This is a genomic window from Trinickia symbiotica (assembly GCF_002934455.1).
GTDB classification, from domain to species: domain Bacteria; phylum Pseudomonadota; class Gammaproteobacteria; order Burkholderiales; family Burkholderiaceae; genus Trinickia; species Trinickia symbiotica.
This window is the reverse complement of record NZ_PTIR01000018.1, coordinates 61,210-85,660: the sequence shown is the minus strand read 5'-3', so window position 1 is coordinate 85,660 and position 24,451 is coordinate 61,210. Positions and strand designations below refer to the sequence as shown.

Below are 24,451 nucleotides of genomic sequence, written 5' to 3'. Positions count from 1 at the left end.
TGAACCGCAAATCGGACCTTTCCCGAGGTAGCCCCACGATCGGAAGACGCTCGAATTGACAGTCGTTGCTTGCTGTTTTACGCCAATTGGCCCTGCGGCGCTGCGCTACAATTCGAGCCATGTTGACCGATCGGCTTTTCGCACGCTCGGCGCGGCCGTCCGGTGCCCGGGCGGACTCGGCGCCGTCCCGCTGGCACCACGGACCGTGGTGGTCCAATTCCTATTTGCTGACGCCGCTCCTCTCGATCCTGGTGTTCCTCGTCGTGATGAGCCTCATCCTCTGGAGCTTGAACCGGCGCGAGCAGCAGCAGCAGGAGGACACGCTCTTTCGCAACGTGGCGTGGGCCCAGCAGCAGATCCGCCTGTCCATGACGGGCGCGCAGGAACAATTGCAGGGCGTGGCACGCGATCTCGCGGCCGGCCACGAGGAGGAACGCTCGTTTCAGACGTCGACGGCCGACATCATGCAGGCGCATCCCGAGATCGTCTATCTGAACTGGTACACGAGCGGAAAGACGCTGCACTGGCCGGACATGGCGCCGCCGCTCGCGGGGCAGCGTTTCGCGCGGCTCACGGACGCGCAGATGGACATGGCCGTCACCGCCGCTTTCGGCGAGGCCCGCAGCACACGGCGCCAGGTCTACTCGCCGCTCATCTACGACGATCTCGGCAACGGCTACCTGACGCTGCAAACGCCCGTTTATCGCGATCGCGAGTTTCTCGGCTCGATTGCCGCCGTGTTCTCGATCGAAGGGATTTTGAAGCACGACATTCCGCCCGAGCTTTCGGCGAAATACAAGATTTCGCTGCTCGACGCGGACAACCGGGAGCTCTCGACGACGTCGACGCGCCCGCGCCTGCCGCGCGACATTTTCTACGATCTGCCGCTCGACCCGCCGGGCCAAGGGCTCACCGTGCGCGTCTACGCGTTTCCGCAGATCACGAACTTCACGAACAACACGCTCGTGTGGCTCGTGGCGGGGCTGTCGTGCTTCGTGCTCTGGAGTCTCTGGAGCCTCTGGAAGCACACGCGCCAGCGCTTCGAGGCACAGCAGGCGCTGTATGCGGAGGCGTTCTTCAGGCGCGCGATGGAGAACTCGGTGCTGATCGGCATGCGCGTGCTCGACATGCACGGACGGATCACGCACGTGAACCCCGCGTTCTGCCGGATGACGGGCTGGGACGAGAGCGACCTCGTCGGCAAGACGCCGCCCTTTCCGTACTGGCCACGCGACTCCTATCCCGAAATGCAGCGTCAGATCGACATGACGCTGCGCGGCAAGGCGCCCTCCTCGGGTTTCGAATTGCGCGTGCGCCGCAAGGACGGGTCGATCTTCCATGCACGGCTTTACGTCTCGCCGCTCATCGACAGTTCCGGGCGGCAAACCGGCTGGATGTCGTCGATGACCGACATCACGGAGCCCAAGCGCGCGCGCGAAGAGCTCGCCGCGGCCCACGAGCGGTTCACGACCGTGCTCGAAAGCCTCGACGCCGCCGTTTCGGTGCTCGCCGCCGACGAAGCCGAGCTGCTGTTCGCGAACCGTTATTACCGGCACCTTTTCGGCATTCGGCCCGACGGGCACCTCGAGCTCGCGGGCGGCGGCGGCTTCGATTCGACGCAGGCGTCTTCGGACTCGATCGATATGGTGGATACCTATGCCGGGCTGCCGGCCGCCGCGCTGACCGAAGGCACGGCCGACGCGCAGGAAGTCTACGTCCAGAGCATTCAGAAGTGGTTCGAGGTGCGCCGCCAGTATATCCAGTGGGTCGACGGCCATCTCGCGCAGATGCAGATCGCCACTGACATCACGACGCGCAAGCAGGCGCAGGAGCTCGCGCGTCAACAGGAAGAGAAGCTGCAGTTCACGAGCCGCCTCATGACGATGGGCGAGATGGCTTCTTCGCTCGCGCACGAGCTCAATCAGCCGCTCGCCGCGATCAACAACTACTGCTCGGGCACGGTGGCGCTCGTCAAGGCGGGTCGCACGACGCCCGATACGCTCTTGCCCGTGCTCGAGAAGACGGCGCAGCAGGCCGTGCGCGCGGGCATGATCATCAAGCGAATCCGCGAGTTCGTGAAGCGCAGCGAGCCGAAGCGCCAGGCCGCTCGTGTCTCCGACATCGTCGCCGACGCGGTGGGTCTCGCCGAAATCGAGACCCGCAAGCGCCGGATTCGGATCGTGACGGAAATCCGCTCACGGCTGCCGGTCATCTATGTGGACCCGGTCCTCATCGAACAGGTGCTCGTCAACCTGCTCAAGAACGCCGCCGAAGCGATGCACGGCGCGCGGCCGAACGCCGTTGATCCGGCAATCCGAATCGTCGTCCGGCTGGATGCTGGGTTCGTCTGCATCAGCGTGATCGATCAGGGCCCGGGCGTGGACGAAGCGGCCATCGAGCGCCTCTTCGAGCCGTTTTTCAGCACGAAGTCGGACGGCATGGGCATGGGCCTCAACATCTGCCGATCGATCATCGAGTCGCATCGCGGACGCCTGTGGGTCGTCAACAACATCGATGCCGACGGAAAGGTTACAGGCGCCACGTTTCACGTTAGTCTGCCGATCGGCGAACCAGCCGATCATAACCAAGGCGGGTCCGAGGCACAGAGACCGCAAACTGTCACGGGAGAACTATGAGCAGCCCAGTCACCACTCAGGAAACCGTCTTTGTCGTCGACGACGACGAGGCCGTGCGCGATTCGCTGCGTTGGCTGCTGGAGGCGAACGGCTATCGGGTGCAGTGCTTCACGAGCGCCGAACAGTTCCTCGACGCCTATCAGCCCGCTCAGCACCCGGGGCAGATCGCCTGCCTGATTCTCGACGTGCGCATGTCCGGCATGAGCGGCCTCGAGCTGCAGGAACGGCTCATTGCCGAGAACGCCTCGCTGCCGATCATCTTCGTGACCGGACACGGCGATGTGCCGATGGCCGTCTCGACGATGAAAAAAGGCGCGATGGATTTCATCGAGAAGCCGTTCGACGAGGCCGAGCTCCGCAAGCTCGTCGAGCGAATGCTCGAGAAGGCGCGCAGCGAGAGCACCACGGTCCAGCAACAGCGGGCGGCCGCTGAGCGGCTCTCGAAGTTGACGGCGCGCGAGCACCAGGTGCTCGAGCGCATCATCGCCGGGCGCCTCAACAAGCAGATCGCCGATGACCTCGGGATCAGCATCAAGACCGTCGAGGCGCACCGGGCGAACATCATGGAAAAGCTCAACGTCAACACGGTCGCCGACCTGCTGCGACTCGCGCTGTCGAACAAGCCGCAGCAACAGTAGGCGCCGGGCGAAACGCCACGCGCGGCGTTTCGCTGCATCGTCTCGCCCCTCCAAGCTTCGCTGCCTCGCCGGTTGGACTGCCAGTCGGGCCAATAGCCCGGCGGTATAATTTTTCCTTTGTCCCGACCGACCATCCATGACAGCCCAATTGATCGACGGCATCGCCCTTTCCAAGACTCTGCGCGCTGAAGTCGCGACGCGCGCCGCGGCGCTCGCGGCGCGCGGACACAAGCCGGGCCTTGCCGTCGTACTCGTCGGGGACAACCCCGCGAGCGAAGTCTACGTGCGCAACAAGGTGAAGGCCTGTGAAGACAATGGCATTCACTCGTCGTACGACCGCTATCCGGCGACGCTTTCGGAGGCCGAGCTGCTTGCGCGCATCGACGAGCTCAATCGCGATCCGCAAATCCACGGGATCCTCGTTCAACTGCCGCTGCCGCCGCACATCGACAGCCATAAAGTCATCGAGGCGATCGCTCCCGAAAAGGACGTGGACGGCTTTCATATTGCGAACGCCGGCGCGCTGCTGACGGGCAAGCCCCTCTTTCGACCCTGCACGCCGTACGGCGTCATGAAGATGTTCGAAGCGCACGGCATCGAGCTGAAAGGCGCAAACGCCGTCGTGATCGGCCGCTCGAACATCGTCGGCAAACCGATGGCGCTGCTGCTGCTCGAGGCCGGCGCGACGGTCACCATCTGCCACAGCAAGACGCGCGATCTCGCGGCGCACACGCGGGCAGCTGATGTCATCGTCGCGGCAACGGGTCGGCGAAACATTGTGACGGCCGATATGGTGAAGCCCGGGGCCGTCGTCATCGACGTCGGGATGAACCGCGACGAGGCCGGCAAGCTATGCGGCGACGTCGATTTCGCGGCGGTACGCGATGTAGCCGGCTTCATCACGCCGGTGCCCGGCGGCGTCGGCCCGATGACGATCACGATGCTGCTCGTCAACACGATCGAAGCGGCCGAGCGCATGGCGGCGTCGGCCGAAGCGAAACGAGTCTAGGCTTTCGAGCGAAAACGGCGCGCGCCGCTGGAAATCTCGCGCGGCGTCCCAAACTGGTGATTCGGGTGCATGATGCCCGTTATCCCATCCACGACAGACAGGAAGCTCCATGGCCCAGCACACGTCTCATCCGACCGAAGCGCAGGAACCGTCGAACGCGTCGGGCAACCCGTTGCTCGACTTCTCGGGCCTGCCGCGCTTCGGAGAAATCCGCCCCGAACACGTCACGCCCGCGCTCGACGTACTGCTCGCCGATGCGAAAGCGGCCATCGAACATGCGGTCGACCCGCAAACGCCCGCCGGCTGGTCCGACGTCATCGACGCCACCGAGTGCGCGACCGAGCCGCTCTCGCGCGCCTGGAGTGTGGTCGGCCACCTCAATGCCGTCGCCGATACGCCCGAGCTGCGCGCAACCTACTCCGAAAACCTGCCGCGCGTGACCGAGTTCTGGTCGAGCGTCGGCCAAAACCTCGCGCTATTCGAGAAGTACAAGGCGATCGCGGCGAGCGCCGAGTACGCGACGCTCAACGTCGAGCGCAAGAAGATTCTCGAAAACGCGCTGCGCGATTTCCGGCTGTCGGGCGCCGAGCTGCCCGAGGAAAGCAAGCCGCGCTTCAGCGAGTTGCAGGAGCGGCAGGCCGCGCTCGCGAAGGCGTTCTCCGATCATGTGCTGGACTCGACGAACGCCTACGCCTATATCGCCAAGTCCGAGGCCGAGCTCGCCGGACTGCCCGAAGACGTCGTCGAAGCCGCGCGCCAGGCCGCGCAGGCGGCAGGCGCCGAGGGCTGGAAGTTCACGCTGCATTTCCCGTCGTACTTCCCCGTGATGCAGTACGCCGCTCACCGCCCGATGCGCGAGGCGATGTACCGGGCCTATGTCACGCGGGCGTCGGAGCTCGGCGGCGCATACGGCGCGGGCAAGTCCGAATGGGACAACACCGAGATCATGGCCGAGCTGCTGAAGCTGCGCCGCGAAGAGGCTCAGGTGCTCGGCTACCGCAACTTCGCCGAAGTCTCGCTCGTGCCGAAGATGGCCGATTCGCCCGATCAGGTGGTCGCATTCCTCGACGATCTCGCGCAACGCGCACGCCCGTACGCCGAAGAGGATTGGCGCGAGCTGCGCGAATTCGCCGCGAGCGAGCTGGGCTTCGCGCAGCTCGAACCGTGGGACGTCGCGTTCGCGAGCGAGCGCCTGCGCGAGAAGCGCTACGCGTTCTCCGAAAACGAGGTCAAGCAATACTTCCCCGAGCCTGTCGTGCTGAACGGTCTCTTCCGTGTGGCGGAGTCGCTCTTTGGCGTCTCGATCCGCCGTGACGAAGCTCCTGTCTGGCATCCCGACGTTCGCTTCTTCCGCGTCGAGAATCGCGACGGCTCGCTCGTCGCCCAGTTCTATCTCGATCTTTATGCGCGCGAAGGCAAGCGCGGCGGCGCCTGGATGGACGACGCGCGCTCGCGTCACAGGACCGAGCACGGCGTACAAACGCCCGTCGCCTATCTCACGTGCAATTTTTCGGCGCCCGTGGGCGGCAAGCCGGCGTGCTTCACGCACGATGAAGTCATCACGCTCTTCCATGAGTTCGGGCACGGGCTGCATCACATGCTGACGCGCGTCGAAGAACTCGCGGTGTCGGGCATCAACGGCGTCGAATGGGATGCGGTCGAACTGCCATCGCAATTCATGGAGAACTTCTGTTGGGAGTGGGATGTGCTCACCGGCATGACGTCTCACGTCGATTCCGGCGCCGCCCTGCCCCGCGAGCTTTTCGACAAAATGCTCGCAGCCAAGAACTTCCAGAGCGGGCTCGGCATGTTGCGGCAGATCGTGTTTTCGATCTTCGATATGCGCCTGCATACGGACTTCGATGCGACCGGCTCAGGTGCGGCCGGCCCAGGCGCGGCCGGCTCAGGTGCGACCGCCGCGCGCAGCGCGAACGATCTCGCACGCGAGATCAACGAACGCTACCACGTGATTCCGCAGGCACCGTTCTCGCGGTGGCCGAACACGTTCAGTCACATATTCGCGGGCGGCTACGCGGCCGGCTATTACAGCTACAAGTGGGCAGAAGTGCTTTCCGCCGATGCTTATGCCGCGTTCGAAGATGCCGCGCGCGCGGCGAACGGCAGCGTGCTCGACTCGGACACGGGCCGCCGCTATCGTCGCGAGATCCTCGAAGTAGGCGGTAGCCGGCCGGCCATGGAGTCGTTCAAGGCGTTCCGCGGCCGCGCGCCGACGATCGACGCGCTCTTACGGCACAACGGCATGGCCGGCGCGCCGTCGGCGCATTGATGGCGGCGCGGCGTAGGCGCACCGTGTCGGCGCACACGGCGGCGCCGGTGCGCGCCTCGCGGCAAGTTCGCGTGGCGCTCAGCGATGCAGCCTGAAGTCGACGTCGGCTGGCCGCCCTTCGATCGATAGCGCGGCACGCGCGGCAGGCGAGCGCGCGATCACGCGGCCACGCCGAATGACGGCGAGCCTCGCCGCGCGCAATCTGATCGCCTCGACCGGATCGCGAGCGTCGAGCAGCACGCAGTCGGCCCGACAACCCACCGCGATCCCATAGTCCTGCAAGCCGAGAATGCGCGCGGGGTTCACCGTGACCGCATCGAACGCGGCACGCATCGCCGCTTGTCCCGTCATCTGCGCGACATGCAAGCCCATGTGGGCCACTTCGAGCATGTCGCCCGACCCGAGGCTGTACCAAGGGTCCATCACGCAATCGTGGCCGAACGCCACGTCGATACCGGCCGCCATCATTTCCGGCACGCGTGTCATGCCGCGTCGCTTCGGATATGTATCGGCGCGGCCTTGAAGCGTAATGTTGATGAGCGGATTGGCAATGGCGGCCACGCCCGATTCGCGCATCAGCGGCAGCAGCTTGCTCACGTAGTAGTTGTCCATCGAATGCATCGACGTAAGATGCGAGCCGGTCACCCGTCCGTGAAGTCCAAGCCGGTGTGTCTCGGCGCATAGCGTCTCAATGTGGCGCGATAGCGGATCGTCCGATTCGTCGCAGTGCATGTCGACCGGCAGGCCTTTGTCGGCGGCGAACTCGCACAGCATGCGCACCGATTGCGCGCCATCGGCCATCGTGCGCTCGAAGTGCGGGATGCCGCCCACTACCTCCACACCCATGGCGATCGCACGCTTGAGGTTTTGAAAGGCGCCTGCGCTACGCAGCAGCCCATCTTGCGGGAATGCGACGAGCTGTAAGTCGAGGTAGGGCGCGATGCGGCGCTTGACTTCGAGCAACGCTTCGACTGCCAGGAGGCGCTCGTCGCAGACATCGACATGCGAGCGGATCGCGAGCAATCCTCGAGCGACGGCCCAATCGCAATACTCGAGCGCCCGTTCGATCAGTGCTTCCTGCGTCAGGTGCGGCTTCAGCTCACCCCACAACGCAATGCCTTCGAGCAAGGTTCCCGATTGATTCACGCGCGGCAGACCGTACGAGAGCGTCGCGTCCATGTGGAAATGCGCGTCGACGAACGGCGGCGTGACGAGCGAGCCCGCGGCATCGATCTCGTCACGGGCCGACACGGCGAGGTGGCGTTCGATAGCCGCGATGCCCCCGCCCGCTATGCCGATGTCGACGAGCGTGTCCCGCCCCGCGACATGTGAAGGTAATGCAGCGCGGCGAATGATCAGGTCCAGCATCGGCGACTCCTCGCTCGTTGATGGGGAATGGCTCGGCGTCGATTGTAGAGCCGCCGTAGGTTCAATCGACGTCGAACAGTGGAAACTGTCCGTTTTTCGCGGCATCGTCTTCCTCTTCCAAACGCACGCCGACACCAAGCAGCCGCACGGGCTTGTTGCGTCGTGCGAAGCCCTTCTCGAGCAGAGAGAGTATCGTCGGCAGGTCCGTCGCTCCGGCCACGCATTCGACCGTCGTCCGCTGAAAATCGGCGAAGCGGATCTTGACGAAGAGCTTGCGCACTCCGGCAGCGGCGCTCGCCCGGCCGATGCGCGTGTCGAGCTGCTCGGCAAGACGCCGGATTTCGCTCGCGCACTCTTCGAGCGTGCGCAAATCCGTCACGTAGGTCGTCTCGACGCTGATCGACTTACGCTCCTGATCGGCTTCGACGGGACGATGATCGATCCCGCGCGAGAGCTCGTAGAGGCGCCTGCCGAATTTCCCGAAGCGGCGATGCAAATCGACGACCGACCATTGCCGCAAATCGGCACATGTCACGATGCCGAGTTTTTCGAGCTTTGCCGCCGTCACCTTACCGACGCCAAAAATCTTGCGCACGGGCAACGCCGCGACGAATGCATCGACCTCCTCCGGCCGCACCACGAAAAGCCCATCGGGCTTGTTCCAGTCCGATGCGATCTTCGCGACGAACTTGTTCGGTCCAACACCGGCCGAGACAGTTACGCCGACAGTCTCGCGCACCCGTTCGCGGATCTCGGCCGCCATCAGCGTAGCGCTGCCTTTGCAGCGTGCGGAGTGCGTGACGTCGAGATAGGCTTCGTCGAGCGAAAGGGGCTCGACATCGGCCGTGTAATCGCGATAGATGGCCATGATCTGGCGCGAGGCCGTGCGGTATTTCTCCATCGCCGACGGCAGGATCAGCAGCTCGGGACACTTGCGCATGGCGAGCGCCGACGACATGGCCGAATGAATGCCGAAGCGGCGTGCCTCGTAGTTGCAAGTGGCGATGACGCCGCGCTGCTCGGGCCGGCCACCGACGGCAAGCGGCCGACCACGCAAGTTCGGGTCGTCGCGCATCTCGACGGACGCGTAGAAGCAGTCGCAATCGCAATGGATGATCTTGCGTGAAAAGTCTGCGCGAGCCGGTACCGCCTGCGCATTCGGTGGCGCCGGCTCAGGCTCGGGGGCAGATGTTGAGGGACGTTCACGCGTGCTCAAGATGAGCGACACTGTACAAAAACACAGTACGAGTTTCAAGCAGTATGGCGCCAGAAGCGGCTACGCATCGAATAACGCACAGTCTGTCTGGTGGGTCAGGCGGATCTACGGCGCGCGTAAACGACAAAACCCGCCACAGAGGACGGGTTTTTCGATTGGTTGCGGGGGTAGGATTTGAACCTACGACCTTCGGGTTATGAGCCCGACGAGCTGCCAGACTGCTCCACCCCGCGTCAGAGAAATGAAACTATAGCGCGAATTTCACATGCCGTCAAACACTCACTTTGCGCTCATCGGTGCATCGCGCCGCGCACCGTCATCCTCTCCGTCGCATGTAACGGACCCGGTCGCCCGCCCCTACGATCGGATGAAACGACTCTGGGAGACACCTCAATGCGAATGACGCGGATCGCCATGCGTTTCGACCACCTTCAGATAGAGCGTCGCAGGCTCCAGACATCCGCCTGTCGAAAGTTGCCCCACGAATTGCCGGTAGATTTCCTGCCACGGCGTCTGCGATGGCGGGACCTGCAGGGTCGCCTCACCGCGGCGGCGCGCTAACTCTGCCTCGTCGACCAGTACATCGACACGCCGCGCATTGAGGTCCACCCGCACGCGGTCGCCTGTGCGCAGCAACGCGAGGCCGCCGCCCACGGCCGCTTCCGGCGACATATTCAGTATCGACGGGCTCGCCGACGTACCGCTTTGCCGCCCATCGCCCATGCATGGCAGCGAGTCGATGCCGCGCTTCACGAGCGCCGCGGGCGGCGCCATGTTCACGACCTCGGCGCTGCCGGGATAGCCGACAGTGCCACAGCCGCGAATGACGAGTATGCAGTGCTCGTCGATTGCGAGCGACGGATCGTTGATCCGCGCGTGGTAGTCCTCGGGGCCGTCGAACACGATCGCACGGGCCTCGAACGCATTCTCCGCGCCGGGCTCGCTGAGATACGTCTTGCGGAACGCGTCGCCCACGACCGACATCTTCATGATCGCGCTGTCGAAGAAATTGCCCGTCAGCACGATGAAGCCGGCACGCTGCTTCAGCGGCTCGTCGAATCGGCGAATGACATCCCCGTCCGCATCAGGCGCCGCGCTGGCGATCTGAGCGATCGTACGCCCCGACACCGTGACGCACTCCCCATGCACCGAACCGGCCGCGTGCAATTGGCGCAGTACCGCGGGCACGCCGCCCGCACGATGGAAACCCTCGCCGAGATACTCGCCCGCGGGCATGCAGTTCGCGAGCAGCGGCACGTCCTCACCGAGGCGCTGCCAATCATCGAGGCTCAACTCGATTCCCATATGGCGCGCGATGGCAATCAAATGCGGCGGACAATTCGTCGAAGCGCCGAGCGCGGAGGCGACGACGATCGCGTTTTCGAATGCCTCTCGCGTCAGAATCTTCGATGGACGCACGTCCTCGCGCACGAGTTCGACGATACGCTTGCCCGTCGCATAGGCCATCTGCCCGCGCTCGCGATAAGCCGCCGGGATGGAAGCGCACCCGGGCAGCGACATGCCGAGCGCTTCGGCCAGGCTGTTCATCGAAAGCGCCGTGCCCATCGTATTGCAATGACCGATCGAAGGCGATGCCGCGACGGTCAGCTCCATGAAGCCTTCATAGTCGATCTCGCCGGCCGCGAGCAAGTTTCGCGCATGCCAGATGACGGTACCGGACCCCACGCGTTTGCCTTGGTACCAGCCATCGAGCATCGGCCCGCCCGAGAGCACGATCGCAGGCAGGTCGACCGTCGCGGCCGCCATCAGGCAGGCCGGTGTCGTCTTGTCGCAGCCCGTCGTCAGCACAACGCCGTCGAGCGGATAGCCGTGCAGCACCTCTACGAGGCCCAGATAGGCGAGATTGCGATCGAGCGCCGCGGTCGGCCGGCGGCTCTGCTCGGCAAGCGGATGGACGGGAAACTCCATCGGAATGCCGCCTGCGTCTCTAATCCCGGCCTTCGTGCGTTGCGCGAGTTCGATATGGTGCCGATTACAAGGCGTGAGGTCGTTGCCCGTCTGCGCGATGCCGATGATGGGGCGACCCGACTGCAATTCCTCGCGCGTCAGGCCGTAGTTCATGAAGCGTTCGACGTACAGCGCCGTCATGTCCGCGTGGGCCGGGTCGTCGAACCATTTCTGGCTTCTCAGTCTTCGTGTCGTCGTCGATGACATGTCATATTCCTTTGCCGAGCCTTTGCCGGGGAATCCAGGTTAAGCACTGTTGCGATTGTTTGCACGGAAATGCGATCGTCGCAACCCGGCTTTGATCGCAGACCAGCGCGTTCGGTGTCAGAGGCCGCCGTACCAACCCGCATCGACAAAGTACTCTCGTCCCGAGCAGCGCTCGGCATCGTCCGATGCGAGAAAGAGCGCCATGCGCGCGACATGGTGAGGCTCGATGCGCTGCGGCAAACACTGATCGGCGACGAGCTTTGCCTCGCTTTCGGGCGACTGCCAGAGCTTCATCTGCCTTGGGGTCTTCACGGCGCCGGGAATGATCGCGTTGACGCGGATGCCAAAGCCGCCGAGATCGCGGGCGAGCCCACGCGTCAGGCCTTCGATGCCTGCCTTCGCTGTCATGTAGATCGCCAAGCTGGGCAAAGCAAGGTGCCAAGAGATAGAGCCGAGATTCAGAATGGCGCCGTTGCCCGCCTTTTTCATGACGGCAGCCGCATGCTGCGCGCAAAAGAACTGATGCCGCAGGTTGACCGCGATGCGCTCGTCCCAGTACTCGGCCGTGACGGTCGCGAACTCGTGCCGATCGTCGTTCGCCGCGTTGTTGACGAGAACGTCGATCGTACCCGCGTGAGCCTCGACTTCGGAGAACAAGCGCGCTATCGCCGCCACATCGCGCAAATCGCAACGGTAAAAACGCGGCGGATGCGCGCAACCGGCAAGCTTTCGCTCGAGCGCGACGGAATCCGCTTCGGCGACGTCGGCGAAGAATACCCGGGCGCCCTGCTGCGCGAACGCTTCGACGATCGCCGCGCCGATACCGCTCCCTCCCCCGGTGACGACGACGGTCTTCCCGCTCAAGCTGGGGTAAATTGCATACGACATGCGAGTTCCGATCAGTTCGTTAGTAGTGCTTGATGTTACGCCGCACCGGGCGCCCTGCCTACGGCGCTATCGGCGCGCGGGGCGACCGGAGGGGCCACCCTTGGAGGCCCCCGAAGGAAGTCCCTTTAGGGACGACCGGGGGGGCACCCTTTGGGGCCCCCGAAGGAAGTCCCTTTAGGCGCGACCGGAGGGGGCACCCTTGGAGGCCCCCGAAGGAAGTCCCTTTAGGGACATCCCGCTTCAGCGCTTATTCGATCCAGATACGACATCGATCCAGACGGCGAGCACGAGGATCCCGCCCTTCACGATCATTTGCCAGTAAGCGTCGACATCGAGCATCGACATCCCGTTGTCGAGACTGGCCATGACGAGCGCGCCGATCAGCGCGCCGTAGACCGTGCCCGATCCGCCGCGCATCGACGTGCCGCCGATGAAGCACGCGGCGATCGCGTCGAGCTCGCCCATCGTGCCCGCCGACGGCGATCCCGCCGCGAGCCGTGCGGTATTGACGATGCCGGCGATCGCGCACATGAGGCCCATCAACGCAAAGACGGCCAGCTTGACCCGATTCGTATCGACGCCCGAAAGACGCGTGGCTTCCAGATTGGAGCCGACCGAATAGATGCGGCGCCCGAACACCGTCTGCGTCGCGATCCATGTGAAGATGCCGAGCAGTGCCAGCACGAGCAACACCGGCACCGGGATGCCGCCGTAGCTGTCGAGCACGGCCACGAAGACGGCCAAAATGACGCCCGCGCCCACGATCTTCATGCCGTCCTGCCACATCGGCAGCACCGGCAATTCGTAGCGGCGCCGGTTGCTACGCTGCCGGACCGTCAGAATCGCAAGGAGTACGAACAAAACGACGGCGAGGGCGTCGCCGGCGAAGCGGGGCAAGTAGCCCTGCCCGATGAAGACGAAACGGTCCGACACCGGTGCGATCGTCGAGCCGCCGGTCAGGCCGAGCAATACGCCGCGGTATGCGAGCATGCCGCCGAGCCCGACGATGAACGAAGGCACGCGCCGATACGTCGAGAGCCATCCGTTGAACATGCCCGCCAGCACGCCGAGCGCGAGCGCGATCGGCACCGTCAGCGCGATCGGCCATTGCCGGTTCACGTCCAGGATCGCCGCGATGCCGCCCGCCAGACCGAGCAGCGAGCCCACGGACAAATCGATCTCGCCCGCGATGATCACGAAGACCATGCCGCAGGCGAGCATGCCGCTGATCGACATTTGCCGCAGCAGATTGGAGAGATTGCGCGGTGTCGCGAACGCCCCATGCGTGAGGATGGAAAAGAAAAGCCAGATGGCCGCGACGGCAAAAAGCAGCGCGAGGATCTTGTAGCGTGCAAAAAGTTGCTGAACGCGCTGCGTGCCGGCGAGGCCCGCGGGCGATGCGCCGCCGCTTGAGCGCGAAGAAATCGTATCGGGTGTCATGCATGCGCCTCGTTCAAGTCCACGGCGTCCCCGACGGGCTGAATCGCGGCCGTGAGTATCTGTTCCTGCGTGAGACCGTCGTTGATGAAATCGCCACGCAGCTGGCCTTCGCCGATCACGAGCACGCGATCGCTGATGCCGAGCACTTCGGGGAGCTCCGACGACACCATCACGATCGCCATGCCGGCCTTGGCGAGTTGGAAAATCAATTTGTAGATCTCGTACTTCGCGCCGACATCGACGCCGCGCGTCGGCTCGTCCAGTATCAGCACCTTCGGCTCGGTCAGCAGCATGCGCGTGAGAACGGCCTTTTGCTGATTGCCGCCGGAAAGGCTCGCGATCGAGAGCATCGGGTGCGCCGCCCGAACCGATAGCCGCTGCATCTCCTTGCGGATCGTATCGAGCTCGGCGGCCGCGTCGATCGCGCCGCGCCTGGCGAACCGCTTCAGCACGGCGAGCGTGATGTTGTGCCCCACGCCCAGCTGGGGCACGATGCCGTGGCGCTTGCGATCCTCCGGCACCATCGCGATGCCCGCGCGTATGGCATCGGAGGGTGAGCGGATCGTCAGAGGCTTGCCCTCGAGCACGACGGCGGCGGAACTCGCCCCGGGACAGGCACCGAAGATCGCGGACATCAACTCGGTCCGCCCCGACCCGACGAGCCCGGCCACACCGACGATTTCGCCGCGGCGCACGCTGAACGACACGTCGTCGACGCGTTTGCGCCGCGGATTCGTCACGTCGAAGCAAGTGACGCTGCGCGCTTCGAAGACAACCTCGCCAATCTCATGCGGTTCGCGCGGAAAGAGATTCTTGATCTCGCGGCCCACCATCAACGAGATGATTCGATCCGTCGAAAGCGCGCGCATCGGCTCCGTCGCCACGTGCCGGCCGTCGCGGATGACGGTGATCGTGTCGCAGACGGCTTCCACTTCATCGAGCTTGTGCGAGATGTAAACGCACGCCACGCCGCGCCGCTTCAGGTCGCGGACGATGTCGAGAAGAATCTTCGTTTCGGAGGCCGTCAGCGACGACGACGGCTCGTCGAGGATCAAGAGGCGCGCTTTCTTGTTGAGCGCCTTGGCGATCTCGATCAACTGCTGATGGCCGCCGCCATAGTTCATCACAGGCTGCGCGGCATTGATGCCATGAATGCCGAGTCCGTGCAGCAGCTCGTCGGCACGCCGATACATCGCGGCATAGTTCATCCGCCCGCCGGGCAGCGTGATTTCGTTGCCGAGAAAAATGTTCTCCGCCACCGAAAGCTCGGGCACGAGCATCAATTCCTGATGGATGATGACGATGCCCGCCCGCTCGGTATCGCGCACGCTCGCCGCCTTCAGCTCCTCCCCTTCCCAGAGGATCGTGCCTTCCCACGTGCCATGCGGATAAACGCCCGAGAGCACTTTCATCAGCGTCGATTTGCCCGCGCCGTTCTCGCCGCACAGGCCGACGCATTCACCGGGGGAGACGCTCAGGTCGATGCCGTCGAGCGCCTTCACGCCGGAGAATGCTTTGACGATGCCCTTCATCGTCAGCAGAGGTTGCGTCATTCGATCTGTCTCGCTCCAATGCGCGGGGCGTGCGCGCGCCCCGATCCGTCAGGACCAGGACGCCGGGCGACGCCGCGCGCAGTATCAGCCTCCCGCGTTGCCGGGGCTCACTGGCTCGCGAGCTGAGCCTGCGTGTAGAAACCGTCCTTCACGACGACGTCGGCGTTTTTCTTGGTCAAGAGGATCGGCTGCAGCAAGATGGTGTCGACCTTCTTCTTGCCATTGTCGTACTGCGCGTTATAAGCCGGCTTCTCGCCCTTCGCGAGCTCGACGGCCAGCTTGGCCGCTTCGCTTGCGATGGTCTTGATCGGCTTGTACACCGTCATCGTCTGCGTGCCCGCCATCACACGCTTGACCGCCGCGAGATCGGCGTCCTGCCCGGAGATCGGCACCTTGCCCGCGAGATGCTGGGCCGCGAGCGCCTGGATCGCTCCGCCGGCCGTGCCGTCGTTCGACGCGACGATCGCGTCGATCTTGTTGCCATTGGCCGTCAATGCGTCCTCGACGATCCGCATCGCCGTCGAAGCGCTCCACTCGGGCACCCATTGCTGACCGACGACCTTGATCTCGCCGCGATCGATCGCGGGTTGGAGCACCTTCAGCTGACCTTCACGCAGCATTTTCGCGTTGTTGTCGGTAGGCGCGCCGCCCAGCAGGAAGTAGTTGCCTTTCGGCTTTGCATCGTAGACGCCCTTCGCCTGCAGCTCGCCGACCTTCTCGTTGTCGAAGGAGATATAAGCGTCGACATCGGCGTCCAGAATCAGCCGGTCATACGAGATGACCTTGATGCCAGCCTTCTTGGCCTCGGCAACGACATTGCCGAGCGTTTTCGAATTGAAAGGCACGATGACGATGACATCGACGCCGCGCGAAATCAGGTTTTCGATTTGCGATATCTGACGCTCCTCGCTCGCATCGGCCGATTGAACCGACACGGTCGCACCGAGCTGTTTCGCCGCGGCCACGAAATAATCGCGATCTTTCGACCAGCGCTCGACGCGCAGATCGTCGATGCAAAAGCCGATCTCGGGATGGTCCTTGCTCGCGTGCGCGAGCGGCGCGGCAAAGGTCAGGCCCGCGAGTATCGCTGCACTGACGAGCGAACCCAGGAACGAACGGCGTGCAGTCAATTTCATGTCTCACTCCTTGCTTGTTGGTATTGGCGGCCCCGAAGAAGCGGCTTGTTGGGGCTCCCGATCGAAGTCACCCGGGGGCGCCCTGGAGAGAGAGCCGTTCGGAGACTCCCGAAGGATGTCCCCTTGGGGGACGCCGGCCATACTGCCGCGCACACCGTCGAGCGACAATTGCGAAATTGCGCAGCACCGATAATGTTTCTTGCCGGTGCGCGCCACACGGCTCGCGTGCATCGGATTTCCCGCATAGAATCGCTACCAACGCCGAACGGGCCGCCGATCAAGCATCGGAGCGCGCCCGCGCCAGACAAGGAGACGAGCATGCATGACGCCGGACGTGCGCTGCCGCACATGGCCCTGGGACGAGGGCGCCGATGACGAAGCGCGACGCTCCGCAGCGCGCGCAAAAGGCCCACCGCATCGCTCTGCTTTTCAACGCAAACAAGGTCTACGACCGCGAGATCATTACGGGCGTCGGCCACTATCTGCTCTCCACCCGGATCGGCTGGGACGTCTTTCTCGAAGAGGACTTCCGCTGTCGTCTCGGGGGCATCGAGCGTTTCGACGGCGACGGCATCATCGCCGACTTCGATGATCCGGCCGTCTGCGAGGCGCTCAGCGACTGCCCGCTGCCCGTCGTCGCGGTCGGCTCTTCGTACGAAGACGCATCGGACTATCCAGCGGACGTCCCATATATTGCAACGGACAACACGAAGCTCGTCTCGCTTGCCTATACCCATCTGATCGGCGCCGGGCTCACGAACTTCGCGCTCTACAGCCTGCCGCTCTCACAGAACAACCGCTGGTCGCACCAGCGCGAGTTGGCGTTCGCTCGCTTGCGGGCCGCCGACGGCCGCGCGCCCGAAGCCATCGACGCCGAGATTTATCGCGGCCTTTCCACGAGCGCGCCGACCTGGAATCAGGCAATCGATCAGTTGACGCAGTGGCTCCATGCATTGCCGAAGCCCGTCGGTATCATCGCGGTGACGGACGCGCGTGCGCGGCATCTGTTGCAGGCCTGCCTGATCGCCGGCATTCCGGTGCCCGAGGATGTCGCGATCATCGGCATCGACAACGATCCGCTCGCGCGCACACTGACGCGCATCCCGCTTTCGTCCGTGGCGCAAGGCACCGAGGAAATGGGACGCACGGCCGCGCATGTGCTGCATCAGATGTTGCGCGGCGCACGCTTCCCCGGGCGGCGCATCCTCGTGCCGCCCGTCGGCATCAACGTGCTCGAATCGACCAAGCACAGGCCCGTTGCAAGCCCGTATGTCGCGCGTGCCCGGCATTTCATCCGGCAATACGCCTGCCGGGGGATCCGGACGGAGCAGGTCGCCGACTATGTCGGCGTGTCGCGCTCGTCGCTCGAAGAGCATTTCCGCAGGGAGCTCCAGTGCACGATCCACCAGGAAATCCTGCGGCAAAAGCTCGATGCGGCCAAGGCGCTGCTGGCGAAGGGCGATACGTCGAGCGCCGACGTCGCGATTCGCTGCGGCTTCACTTCGTTGCAATATATGTATGCTGTCTTTCGCCGCGAGCTGGGCTGCACGCCGCGCGAATTTCAGGATCGCGCGAAAATGGCGGTCCAATGATCCGCGCGCCGGCGGCTTTCTGTTTCGTGGCCTGACCTCCCGCCCTTTCTTTCGAATTCCTCGATGATGAGCACCGCAAGATTGTCTTCCGAGCCCTGGGGCACCCTTCCCGGCGGCGACCTCGCCCGCCTCTTCACGCTTCGTAATGCTCAGGGCATCAGAATTGCCATCAGCGACCTCGGCGCAACACTCGTCTCATGGCATGCGCCGGATCGCGCGGGCCGGCTCGGCGACGTGCTGCTCGGGCATGACTCGCCCGCCGACTACCTCGAATCGACGGCCTACATGGGCGCCATCGTCGGTCGCTGGGCGAACCGAATCGCCGGTGCGCGCTTCGAGCTCGACGGCATCGAATACACCCTCGATCGCAATGAGGGCGACAATTTGCTGCATGGCGGCGGCGCCGGTTTTCATCGAGCGCTCTGGGATGCCGAGGAAGATGACGGCGCGCTCGTTCTGCGCTTGAACTCGGACGAAGGAGAGGCCGGCTTTCCCGGCAACGTGACCGTGTCGGTCCGTTATGCGCTCGACGACGATGGGGAACTGACGATCGACTACGAGGCATACACGGATTCGCCGACACCGCTAAACCTGACGAACCATGCCTATTTCAATCTGACGGCCGAACCGAACGCCGATATTCGCGGGCATTTGATGACGATCGACGCCGACCGCTTTCTCGAAGTCGACGCCTCGCTGATTCCGTTGCGCGAAAGTCCCGTCGCGGGAAATGCTTTCGACTTCCGCCAGAGCGCGCCGATCGGCGCGCGGCTCGAATGGCCGCATGCGCAGCTTTCGCTTGCGGGCGGCTTCGACCATTGCTACGTGCTGTCGCTTGGGCAAAACAACGGCGAAACGAGTGGCACGGCAGGTACCGCTCGACCGGTCGCGCGGGCGTACGATCCCGGCAGCGGCCGGGAGCTGACGGTATCGACCGATCAGCGCGGCCTGCAGTTCTATACGGGCAATTATCTCGACGGCGTGCGCGGCCGCAACGGGCATCGCTACGCGCGTCACGCCGGGTTCTGCCTCGAAGCGGGGGCGTTTCCAAACGAAATCAATATGGCGAGCCGCGATCATCTGATCGTGCGTCCCGGCAAGCCATACCGGCAACTCACGAAGTACCGGCTCAGCGTGGCCGAGTAAGGGCTCGACGGCTCAGTATCCGAAGAAGTCCTCGCTGTGGATCGAGCTCTCGGCGATGCCCATGTCGGCAAGCGTCGCGCGCATCGCCTCGACGAACATCGGAGGGCCGGCGACATAGTAGACAGGCTCGGGGAAATGGCCCGCCGCCTGCTGCAAGAGATTTTCGTCGACGGGCCCCGTCTTGCCGTTCCAATGGATATTGGATTTGCTCGCTTGCGTCATCGTTGCGACGAGGCGGAAATTGACATTGAGCCGCTCCAGTTGCGTCAGTTCCGAAAGAAACGGTGCGTCTTCCGGCCGGCGGTTCGAATAAACGAGCATGAGGTACTGAGAGGATTGGTCGTTCGCGGCCTGGCGCGCCATGCTGAGGAATGGGGTGATGCCGATGCCGCCCGCGATGATCACGGCGGCGCGCCGCGAGTTGTCGCGCAGCGTCAGCGAGCCATATGGCCCTTCGATGCGCACCGGCGTGCCGACCATGAGCCGCTTGAGCGCCAGCTTGAACGTGCTCGCGGCACGCATGCGCGTGGCGATGGCGAGCTTATTTTCGAACGGCGCGCTGACGATCGAAAACGTATGACGGGCGCCTTTCGCCTCGGCAACCTCCGTCTCAACGAGAATCAAGTCGATCGCTTGCCCGGCTTTGAAATCGAAGCCCTGGGGCCGCTCGAACTCGAAGATCATCGTATCGGCGGCGACGATGTCGCGCGCGATCAGCTTGGTCTCATAGGTGCTCATGGCAACCCCCAGGCCAATAACGACAATCGCATCATCCTGCAATGTGGCGGATTCGTCCAGGGGGCGGTCAACGCCGCGCTCCTGCATCAATCATGCCGGCCGGCTTTCATCGGGCCTCGTCTCGCACCGCAGCCTTCGCCGCTCAATCCCAACGCGCATCGCGCACCTGCACGACGCCGGCCTCGAGGCGAACCGGAAAGACGGCAACGTCCTCATAGGCTGGCGGGCTGAGCGCTTTTCCGGTTTTCACGCAAAAGCGCGCGCCGTGTCTCGGGCAAACGACGACATCGCCGTCGAACGTCCCACCCGTCAGCACGCCGCCATCGTGCGTGCAGAGATCCTCAATCGCAAAATACTCGCCGCCGACATTGAACACGGCGACTTGCGTGCCGTCGATGTTGACGCTGCGCACGGATCCCGGCGCAAATTCATCGAGCTTCGCTACGTTGAACCAGTCAGACATGAGGTAGTTTTCAGACGAGCCCCAATTGCAGCCGAGCGGCTTCCGACATCCGCTCCCTGGACCAGGGCGGATCCCAAACGAGCTCGACCACCGCATCGTTGACGCCATCCACCGAGCGCACCGCGTCCTCGACGATCGAGGGAAACGTCTGCGCAACGGGGCAACCGGGCGCGGTCAGCGTCATGCGCACGCCGACGCGGCCCTCGTCTTCGTCGACGGCGAGCTCATAGACGAGCCCCAGATCGTAGATGTTGACGGGAATCTCGGGATCGAAAACGGTCCGCAACGCCTCGATCACACGCGTCTGCAGATCGCCATAACCGTCATCATCGGCCTTGTTGGAACGCCGCAACCAATCCATCGCCTTCATCGCATTCGCCCATCATTCCGTGGAGACTGTTCCTGTTTCGTCGCGCAACGCCGCATGCAGCGTATGCCAAGCCAGCGTCGCGCATTTCACGCGCGCCGGAAACTCACGGACGCCCGAGAGCGTCGCGAGCTTGCCGAGCGCCGCCTCGTCGGCGACAGGCTGGCCCGGAGGCGTCGTCACCATTTCGTGGAAACGCCCGAACAACGCTTCAGCCTCGGCCTCGGTCCGCCCCTTGAGCGCTTCTGTCATCAGCGACGCCGAGGCCGTCGCGATGGCACACCCGGCGCCTTCGAACCGCGCATCCTTCACGATGCCCTCTTCCACGAGCAGATAGAGCGTAATTCGGTCGCCGCAAAGCGGGTTATAGCCGTCCGCCTTGTGGTTCGCGTGAGCCAGCACGCCGCGATTCCTCGGCTGCCTGTAGTGGTCGAAGATCACTTCTTGATAAAGGTCGCGCAAATCGCTCATCGCCCGAAGACCTCCTCCACCTCCGTCATTGCCGCGACTAGCGCGTCGATGTCCTCGCGTTTGTTGTAAAGCGCGAACGAGGCACGCACCGTGGCCGGCACCCCGAAGCGCTGCATGACCGGCATCGCGCAATGATGCCCCGCGCGCGCCGCGACGCCGTGGTGATCGAGAATCGTCCCCACGTCGTGCGCGTGAACGTCCTCGTGAACGAACGACACAATCCCGGCCTTGTGGTCGGCCGTGCCGATCAGCCGAACGCGCGGCAACGCACGCATCGCGTCCGTCGCATAAGCGAGCAGCGCGGCCTCGTGCGCACCGATGACATCGACGCCGATCGCGTCGACATAATCGAGCGCCGCCGCGAGCGCGATCGCGCCGGCGATATTCGGCGTGCCCGCCTCGAATTTCCATGGGATCGCGTTGTATGTCGTCCGCTCGAACGTCACCGAGCGAATCATGTCGCCGCCGCCTTGCCACGGCGGCATCGCTTCAAGCCGGTCCGCTTTTGCGTACAGCACGCCGATGCCCGTGGGACCGTAAACCTTATGCCCCGAAAACGCGTAGAAATCGCAGTCCAGCGCCCTGACGTCCACCGGCAGATGCGCGATGGCCTGCGCGCCGTCGAGCAGCACCGGCACGCCGCGGGCGTGCGCGATTTCGATGAGCCGCGCGACTGGGTTGATCGTGCCGAGCGCGTTCGACACATGGGTCAGAGCGACGATACGCGTACGCTCCCCAATCATTCGCTCATATGCGGCGATGTCGAGCACGCCCCGGTCGTCGATCGGCACGACGACGAGCCGGGCACCGGTTTGCTCGCAGACGATCTGCCACGGCACGATGTTCGAATGATGCTCCATCGCGCTGATCAGGATCTCGTCGCCGGGTGCGACGCGCGGCCGAACGTCGCTTTGGGCGACGAGATTGATGGCCTCGGTGGTACCGCGCACGTAGACGATCTCTTCCGGCCGCGCCGCGTTGATGAAGCGCGCGATGCGCGCGCGTGCCGCCTCGTACGTTTCCGTTGCCCGCTGCGAGAGCAGGTGCACGCCGCGATGGACATTCGAATTCGTATGCTCGTAATAGCGGCGCTCCGCTTCGATGACGGTCGCGGGCTTTTGCGTCGTTGCACCGTTGTCGAGGTAGACGAGCGGCTTACCGTGCACGCGTTCGCTCAAGATCGGGAAATCTTCACGCCAGCGCGCCACCGCGTCGCGGTCTGGAATCGTCGTCACGGGTTCGATCAGCTTCATGTCAATTCGCGGATACGTTCGGCTTCAGGCGTGCGGGCCAGCAGCAGCTTCGCGAGCCGCGCGCGCACCGAATCGGCGCCGACGCGATCGATGACATCGCGTGCGAACGCCCAGACTAGCGTTGCGCGCGCGACAGGCTCGTCGATTCCGCGCGCCCGCAGATAAAAGAGCTGGTTGTCGTCGAGCCGGCCAACCGTCGCGCCGTGCGTGCACTTCACGTCGTCGGCATAGATTTCGAGCTGCGGCTTGGTGTCGATCTCGGCATCGCGCGAAAGCAGCAGGTTTTGATTCTCGAGATGCGCATCGGTCTGCTGGGCGCCCTGATGGACGATCACGCGTCCATCGAACACGCCGTGCGATGCGCCGTCGAGTACGCCCCGGTAGTGCTCGCGGCTCGTGCAGCGCGGCAACTCGTGGTCGATGCGCGTGTGATGATCGAGGTGCTGGCGCGAACCGGCGAAGTAGAGCCCCGTCAAGTCCGTGCGCGCGTCGGTTCCGCGAAAGCGGACATCGATCTCGATTCGAGAGAGCGTGCCGCCGAATGCGAAAGAATGCGATACGACGTGGCTTGCGCGCTCCTCGGCGATGTCGACGCGAGCGACGTGAAAGGCGCGGCGCGCCTCTTCCTGGACACGGCAGTGCTCGACGTCGGCGCCGGCGGCCGCCTCGATATGCGTCACCGCGTTCGTCAGATAGCTGTCGTCCGCGATGCCGACGAACTGCTCCACGATGGAACAGCGCGAGCCTCGCGCGGCGAGAACGACATTGAAGGGATGCGTGGCGAGGCCCGCTTCGTCCGCGATGAACAGCATCTGCATCGGTCGCTCGATCCGGCAGTCCGGCGGCAACACGACGACGTAGCCGTCGCTGAGAAAGGCGGTATTGAGCGCGGCAAATCCGTCATGCGGCATCACGCGCGCGATCAACGGCTCCATGCGCTCGGGGAATTCACGGAGCGCGCGCGTGAGGCTGCCGACGAAAGCGCCTTCGGGCAAGCCTTGCAATTGCGAAAGCTTGGGCGCGTGCCGTCCGTTGACGAACACAAGGCGTACCGCTGATTTATCCAAGACCAGATCGTCGACGATCGGCGATACGTCGACATTGTCGCCGCGCGGAGACGCGAAATGCCATGCGTGCTGCTCGATCGGCGCGACGTTCGTGTACTTCCATTCCTCGGCGTGCGTGGTCGGAAAGCGCAGCGCCTCGAACCGTTCGAACGCGTGGCGCCGCGCGCTGCGCAGCCACCCGAGTTCCGCGCCCGGGAGCGTCTTCGCGAGCGTGCGGAACGCGTGGCGATAGAGGTCGAGGGTCGAGTCGGTCATTGCGATGCCCCTTCTGTCACCCAGCCGTAACCCTTACTCTCCAACTCGAGCGCGAGCTCGCGCGTACCCGACTTGACGATGCGGCCCTGCGAAAGCACATGGACACGATCGGGCACGACATAGTCGAGCAGCCGCTGATAGTGCGTGACGATCACGATCGCGCGCTCCGGACTGCGCATCCGGTTCACGCCGTTCGCAACCGTCTGCAGCGCGTCGATATCGAGACCCGAGTCCGCTTCGTCGAGGATCGCAAGCTTCGGCTCGAGCACGGCCAGTTGAAGAATTTCGTTGCGCTTTTTCTCTCCGCCCGAGAATCCTTCGTTGACGGCACGATAGAGCAGACTCTCGTCCATCTGCATCAGCGCCACCTTCTCCTTGACGATCTGCAGGAATTCCATCGCGTCGAGCTCGGGCTCGCCGCGATGCCGGCGCTGCGCGTTGAGCGCGGCCTTCAGCAGATAGACGTTGCTGACACCCGGTATTTCGACGGGATACTGAAATGCGAGAAAGAGCCCCTCTTTTGCACGCTCTTCGGGCGCGAGCGCGAGCAAATCGCGCTCGCGATAACGAATCGTTCCGCCCGTCACGACATAGTGATCACGCCCCGCCAGCACATGCGCGAGCGTGCTCTTGCCCGACCCGTTCGGGCCCATGATCGCGTGCACTTCGCCTGCGCCGACGCTGAGGTCCAGGCCGCGCAGGATCGGTTTGCCTTCGACTTCGACGTTCAGGTTGCTGATCTCGAGCATCATT

20 protein-coding genes and 1 tRNA gene are annotated in these 24,451 nt (G+C 64.1%); 6 read left to right on the top strand and 15 right to left on the bottom strand.

What is annotated here, in order from left to right; all coding sequences use genetic code 11:
* Nucleotides 1-119 precede the first annotated feature (119 nt).
* From fixL to B0G57_RS22860, 4 genes are all read left to right on the top strand, one after another.
* On the top strand, nt 120-2,636 hold the full coding sequence (fixL, locus tag B0G57_RS22875) for an oxygen sensor histidine kinase FixL (RefSeq protein WP_018440236.1): 2,517 nt from the start codon (nt 120-122) through the stop codon (nt 2,634-2,636).
* Entirely contained in the window at nt 2,633-3,274 is a 642-nt protein-coding gene (gene fixJ / locus B0G57_RS22870) for an oxygen response regulator transcription factor FixJ (protein WP_018440237.1), read from the top strand. Before fixL ends, fixJ begins: the two co-directional genes overlap by 4 nt.
* A 136-nt stretch (nt 3,275-3,410) precedes the next feature.
* Nucleotides 3,411-4,283, top strand: a complete 873-nt coding sequence (folD, locus tag B0G57_RS22865) for a bifunctional methylenetetrahydrofolate dehydrogenase/methenyltetrahydrofolate cyclohydrolase FolD (protein WP_018440238.1) — start codon at nt 3,411-3,413, stop codon at nt 4,281-4,283.
* Nucleotides 4,284-4,392: 109 nt separating this feature from the next.
* Entirely contained in the window at nt 4,393-6,570 is a 2,178-nt protein-coding gene (locus tag B0G57_RS22860) for a M3 family metallopeptidase (protein ID WP_018440239.1), read from the top strand.
* Nucleotides 6,571-6,648: 78 nt separating this feature from the next.
* On the opposite strand, the gene B0G57_RS22855 is transcribed toward B0G57_RS22860, so the two are convergent.
* From B0G57_RS22855 to xylF, 8 genes are all read right to left on the bottom strand, one after another.
* Nucleotides 6,649-7,935 carry an amidohydrolase family protein gene (locus B0G57_RS22855; protein WP_026229591.1) on the bottom strand — a complete coding sequence of 429 codons (1,287 nt, stop codon included), beginning with the start codon at nt 7,933-7,935 and terminating at the stop codon, nt 6,649-6,651.
* Between the two features lie 64 nt (nt 7,936-7,999).
* Nucleotides 8,000-9,055, bottom strand: coding sequence for a DNA polymerase IV (dinB, locus tag B0G57_RS22850; protein WP_026229592.1), 1,056 nt, complete (start codon nt 9,053-9,055; stop codon nt 8,000-8,002).
* Between the two features lie 255 nt (nt 9,056-9,310).
* Nucleotides 9,311-9,387: transfer RNA gene (locus tag B0G57_RS22845), tRNA-Met, on the bottom strand.
* 157 nt (nt 9,388-9,544) lie between these two features.
* Entirely contained in the window at nt 9,545-11,329 is a 1,785-nt protein-coding gene (locus tag B0G57_RS22840; RefSeq protein WP_020566137.1) for an IlvD/Edd family dehydratase, read from the bottom strand.
* Nucleotides 11,330-11,446: 117 nt separating this feature from the next.
* On the bottom strand, nt 11,447-12,217 hold the full coding sequence (locus B0G57_RS22835; protein ID WP_018440243.1) for an SDR family NAD(P)-dependent oxidoreductase: 771 nt from the start codon (nt 12,215-12,217) through the stop codon (nt 11,447-11,449).
* A gap of 240 nt (nt 12,218-12,457) precedes the next feature.
* Nucleotides 12,458-13,657 carry a sugar ABC transporter permease gene (locus tag B0G57_RS22830; RefSeq protein WP_018440244.1) on the bottom strand — a complete coding sequence of 400 codons (1,200 nt, stop codon included), beginning with the start codon at nt 13,655-13,657 and terminating at the stop codon, nt 12,458-12,460.
* Complete coding sequence (gene xylG / locus B0G57_RS22825) at nt 13,654-15,210, bottom strand: D-xylose ABC transporter ATP-binding protein (RefSeq protein WP_018440245.1); 1,557 nt, start codon at nt 15,208-15,210, stop codon at nt 13,654-13,656. Before xylG ends, B0G57_RS22830 begins: the two co-directional genes overlap by 4 nt.
* Nucleotides 15,211-15,317: 107 nt before the next feature.
* Complete coding sequence (gene xylF, locus B0G57_RS22820) at nt 15,318-16,346, bottom strand: D-xylose ABC transporter substrate-binding protein (RefSeq protein WP_018440246.1); 1,029 nt, start codon at nt 16,344-16,346, stop codon at nt 15,318-15,320.
* Nucleotides 16,347-16,717: 371 nt separating this feature from the next.
* Here xylF and B0G57_RS22815 point away from each other — a divergent pair, with 371 nt between their 5' ends.
* Entirely contained in the window at nt 16,718-17,938 is a 1,221-nt protein-coding gene (locus B0G57_RS22815) for a XylR family transcriptional regulator (RefSeq protein ID WP_018440247.1), read from the top strand.
* A gap of 63 nt (nt 17,939-18,001) precedes the next feature.
* Nucleotides 18,002-19,084, top strand: coding sequence for an aldose epimerase family protein (locus B0G57_RS22810; protein WP_018440248.1), 1,083 nt, complete (start codon nt 18,002-18,004; stop codon nt 19,082-19,084).
* A 12-nt stretch (nt 19,085-19,096) separates the two neighbouring features.
* Here the strand turns inward: B0G57_RS22810 and B0G57_RS22805 are convergent, their stop codons facing one another.
* The 7 genes from B0G57_RS22805 to sufC all read right to left on the bottom strand — a co-directional run bounded on the left by B0G57_RS22805 (nt 19,097) and on the right by sufC (nt 24,447).
* On the bottom strand, nt 19,097-19,822 hold the full coding sequence (locus tag B0G57_RS22805) for a ferredoxin--NADP reductase (protein ID WP_026229593.1): 726 nt from the start codon (nt 19,820-19,822) through the stop codon (nt 19,097-19,099).
* 142 nt (nt 19,823-19,964) lie between these two features.
* The gene (locus B0G57_RS22800; protein ID WP_018440250.1) at nt 19,965-20,285 is read right to left on the bottom strand and encodes a non-heme iron oxygenase ferredoxin subunit; all 321 of its coding nucleotides are present in this window, start codon (nt 20,283-20,285) and stop codon (nt 19,965-19,967) included.
* A gap of 10 nt (nt 20,286-20,295) precedes the next feature.
* Nucleotides 20,296-20,655, bottom strand: coding sequence for an SUF system Fe-S cluster assembly protein (locus tag B0G57_RS22795; protein WP_018440251.1), 360 nt, complete (start codon nt 20,653-20,655; stop codon nt 20,296-20,298).
* A 12-nt stretch (nt 20,656-20,667) separates the two neighbouring features.
* A complete protein-coding gene (gene sufU / locus B0G57_RS22790) occupies nt 20,668-21,123 on the bottom strand; it encodes a Fe-S cluster assembly sulfur transfer protein SufU (protein WP_018440252.1) in 456 nt (151 codons plus the stop codon).
* Nucleotides 21,120-22,376, bottom strand: coding sequence for a cysteine desulfurase (locus B0G57_RS22785; protein WP_018440253.1), 1,257 nt, complete (start codon nt 22,374-22,376; stop codon nt 21,120-21,122). Before B0G57_RS22785 ends, sufU begins: the two co-directional genes overlap by 4 nt.
* A complete protein-coding gene (gene sufD, locus B0G57_RS22780) occupies nt 22,373-23,698 on the bottom strand; it encodes a Fe-S cluster assembly protein SufD (protein ID WP_018440254.1) in 1,326 nt (441 codons plus the stop codon). Before sufD ends, B0G57_RS22785 begins: the two co-directional genes overlap by 4 nt.
* Complete coding sequence (gene sufC / locus B0G57_RS22775) at nt 23,695-24,447, bottom strand: Fe-S cluster assembly ATPase SufC (protein WP_026229594.1); 753 nt, start codon at nt 24,445-24,447, stop codon at nt 23,695-23,697. Before sufC ends, sufD begins: the two co-directional genes overlap by 4 nt.
* Nucleotides 24,448-24,451 lie beyond the last annotated feature (4 nt).

Excerpts from the sequence above, each read along its gene's own strand:
- fixL (WP_018440236.1), top strand. The coding sequence starts at position 120 with ATGTTGACCGATCGGCTTTTCGCACGCTCGGCGCGGCCGTCCGGTGCC.
- fixJ (WP_018440237.1), top strand. The coding sequence starts at position 2,633 with ATGAGCAGCCCAGTCACCACTCAGGAAACCGTCTTTGTCGTCGACGAC.
- folD (WP_018440238.1), top strand. The coding sequence starts at position 3,411 with ATGACAGCCCAATTGATCGACGGCATCGCCCTTTCCAAGACTCTGCGC.
- B0G57_RS22860 (WP_018440239.1), top strand. The coding sequence starts at position 4,393 with ATGGCCCAGCACACGTCTCATCCGACCGAAGCGCAGGAACCGTCGAAC.
- B0G57_RS22840 (WP_020566137.1), bottom strand. The coding sequence starts at position 11,329 with ATGTCATCGACGACGACACGAAGACTGAGAAGCCAGAAATGGTTCGAC.
- B0G57_RS22835 (WP_018440243.1), bottom strand. The coding sequence starts at position 12,217 with ATGTCGTATGCAATTTACCCCAGCTTGAGCGGGAAGACCGTCGTCGTC.
- B0G57_RS22830 (WP_018440244.1), bottom strand. The coding sequence starts at position 13,657 with ATGACACCCGATACGATTTCTTCGCGCTCAAGCGGCGGCGCATCGCCC.
- xylG (WP_018440245.1), bottom strand. The coding sequence starts at position 15,210 with ATGACGCAACCTCTGCTGACGATGAAGGGCATCGTCAAAGCATTCTCC.
- xylF (WP_018440246.1), bottom strand. The coding sequence starts at position 16,346 with ATGAAATTGACTGCACGCCGTTCGTTCCTGGGTTCGCTCGTCAGTGCA.
- B0G57_RS22815 (WP_018440247.1), top strand. The coding sequence starts at position 16,718 with ATGACGAAGCGCGACGCTCCGCAGCGCGCGCAAAAGGCCCACCGCATC.
- B0G57_RS22810 (WP_018440248.1), top strand. The coding sequence starts at position 18,002 with ATGATGAGCACCGCAAGATTGTCTTCCGAGCCCTGGGGCACCCTTCCC.
- B0G57_RS22805 (WP_026229593.1), bottom strand. The coding sequence starts at position 19,822 with ATGAGCACCTATGAGACCAAGCTGATCGCGCGCGACATCGTCGCCGCC.
- B0G57_RS22800 (WP_018440250.1), bottom strand. The coding sequence starts at position 20,285 with ATGTCTGACTGGTTCAACGTAGCGAAGCTCGATGAATTTGCGCCGGGA.
- B0G57_RS22795 (WP_018440251.1), bottom strand. The coding sequence starts at position 20,655 with ATGAAGGCGATGGATTGGTTGCGGCGTTCCAACAAGGCCGATGATGAC.
- sufU (WP_018440252.1), bottom strand. The coding sequence starts at position 21,123 with ATGAGCGATTTGCGCGACCTTTATCAAGAAGTGATCTTCGACCACTAC.
- B0G57_RS22785 (WP_018440253.1), bottom strand. The coding sequence starts at position 22,376 with ATGAAGCTGATCGAACCCGTGACGACGATTCCAGACCGCGACGCGGTG.
- sufD (WP_018440254.1), bottom strand. The coding sequence starts at position 23,698 with ATGACCGACTCGACCCTCGACCTCTATCGCCACGCGTTCCGCACGCTC.
- sufC (WP_026229594.1), bottom strand. The coding sequence starts at position 24,447 with ATGCTCGAGATCAGCAACCTGAACGTCGAAGTCGAAGGCAAACCGATC.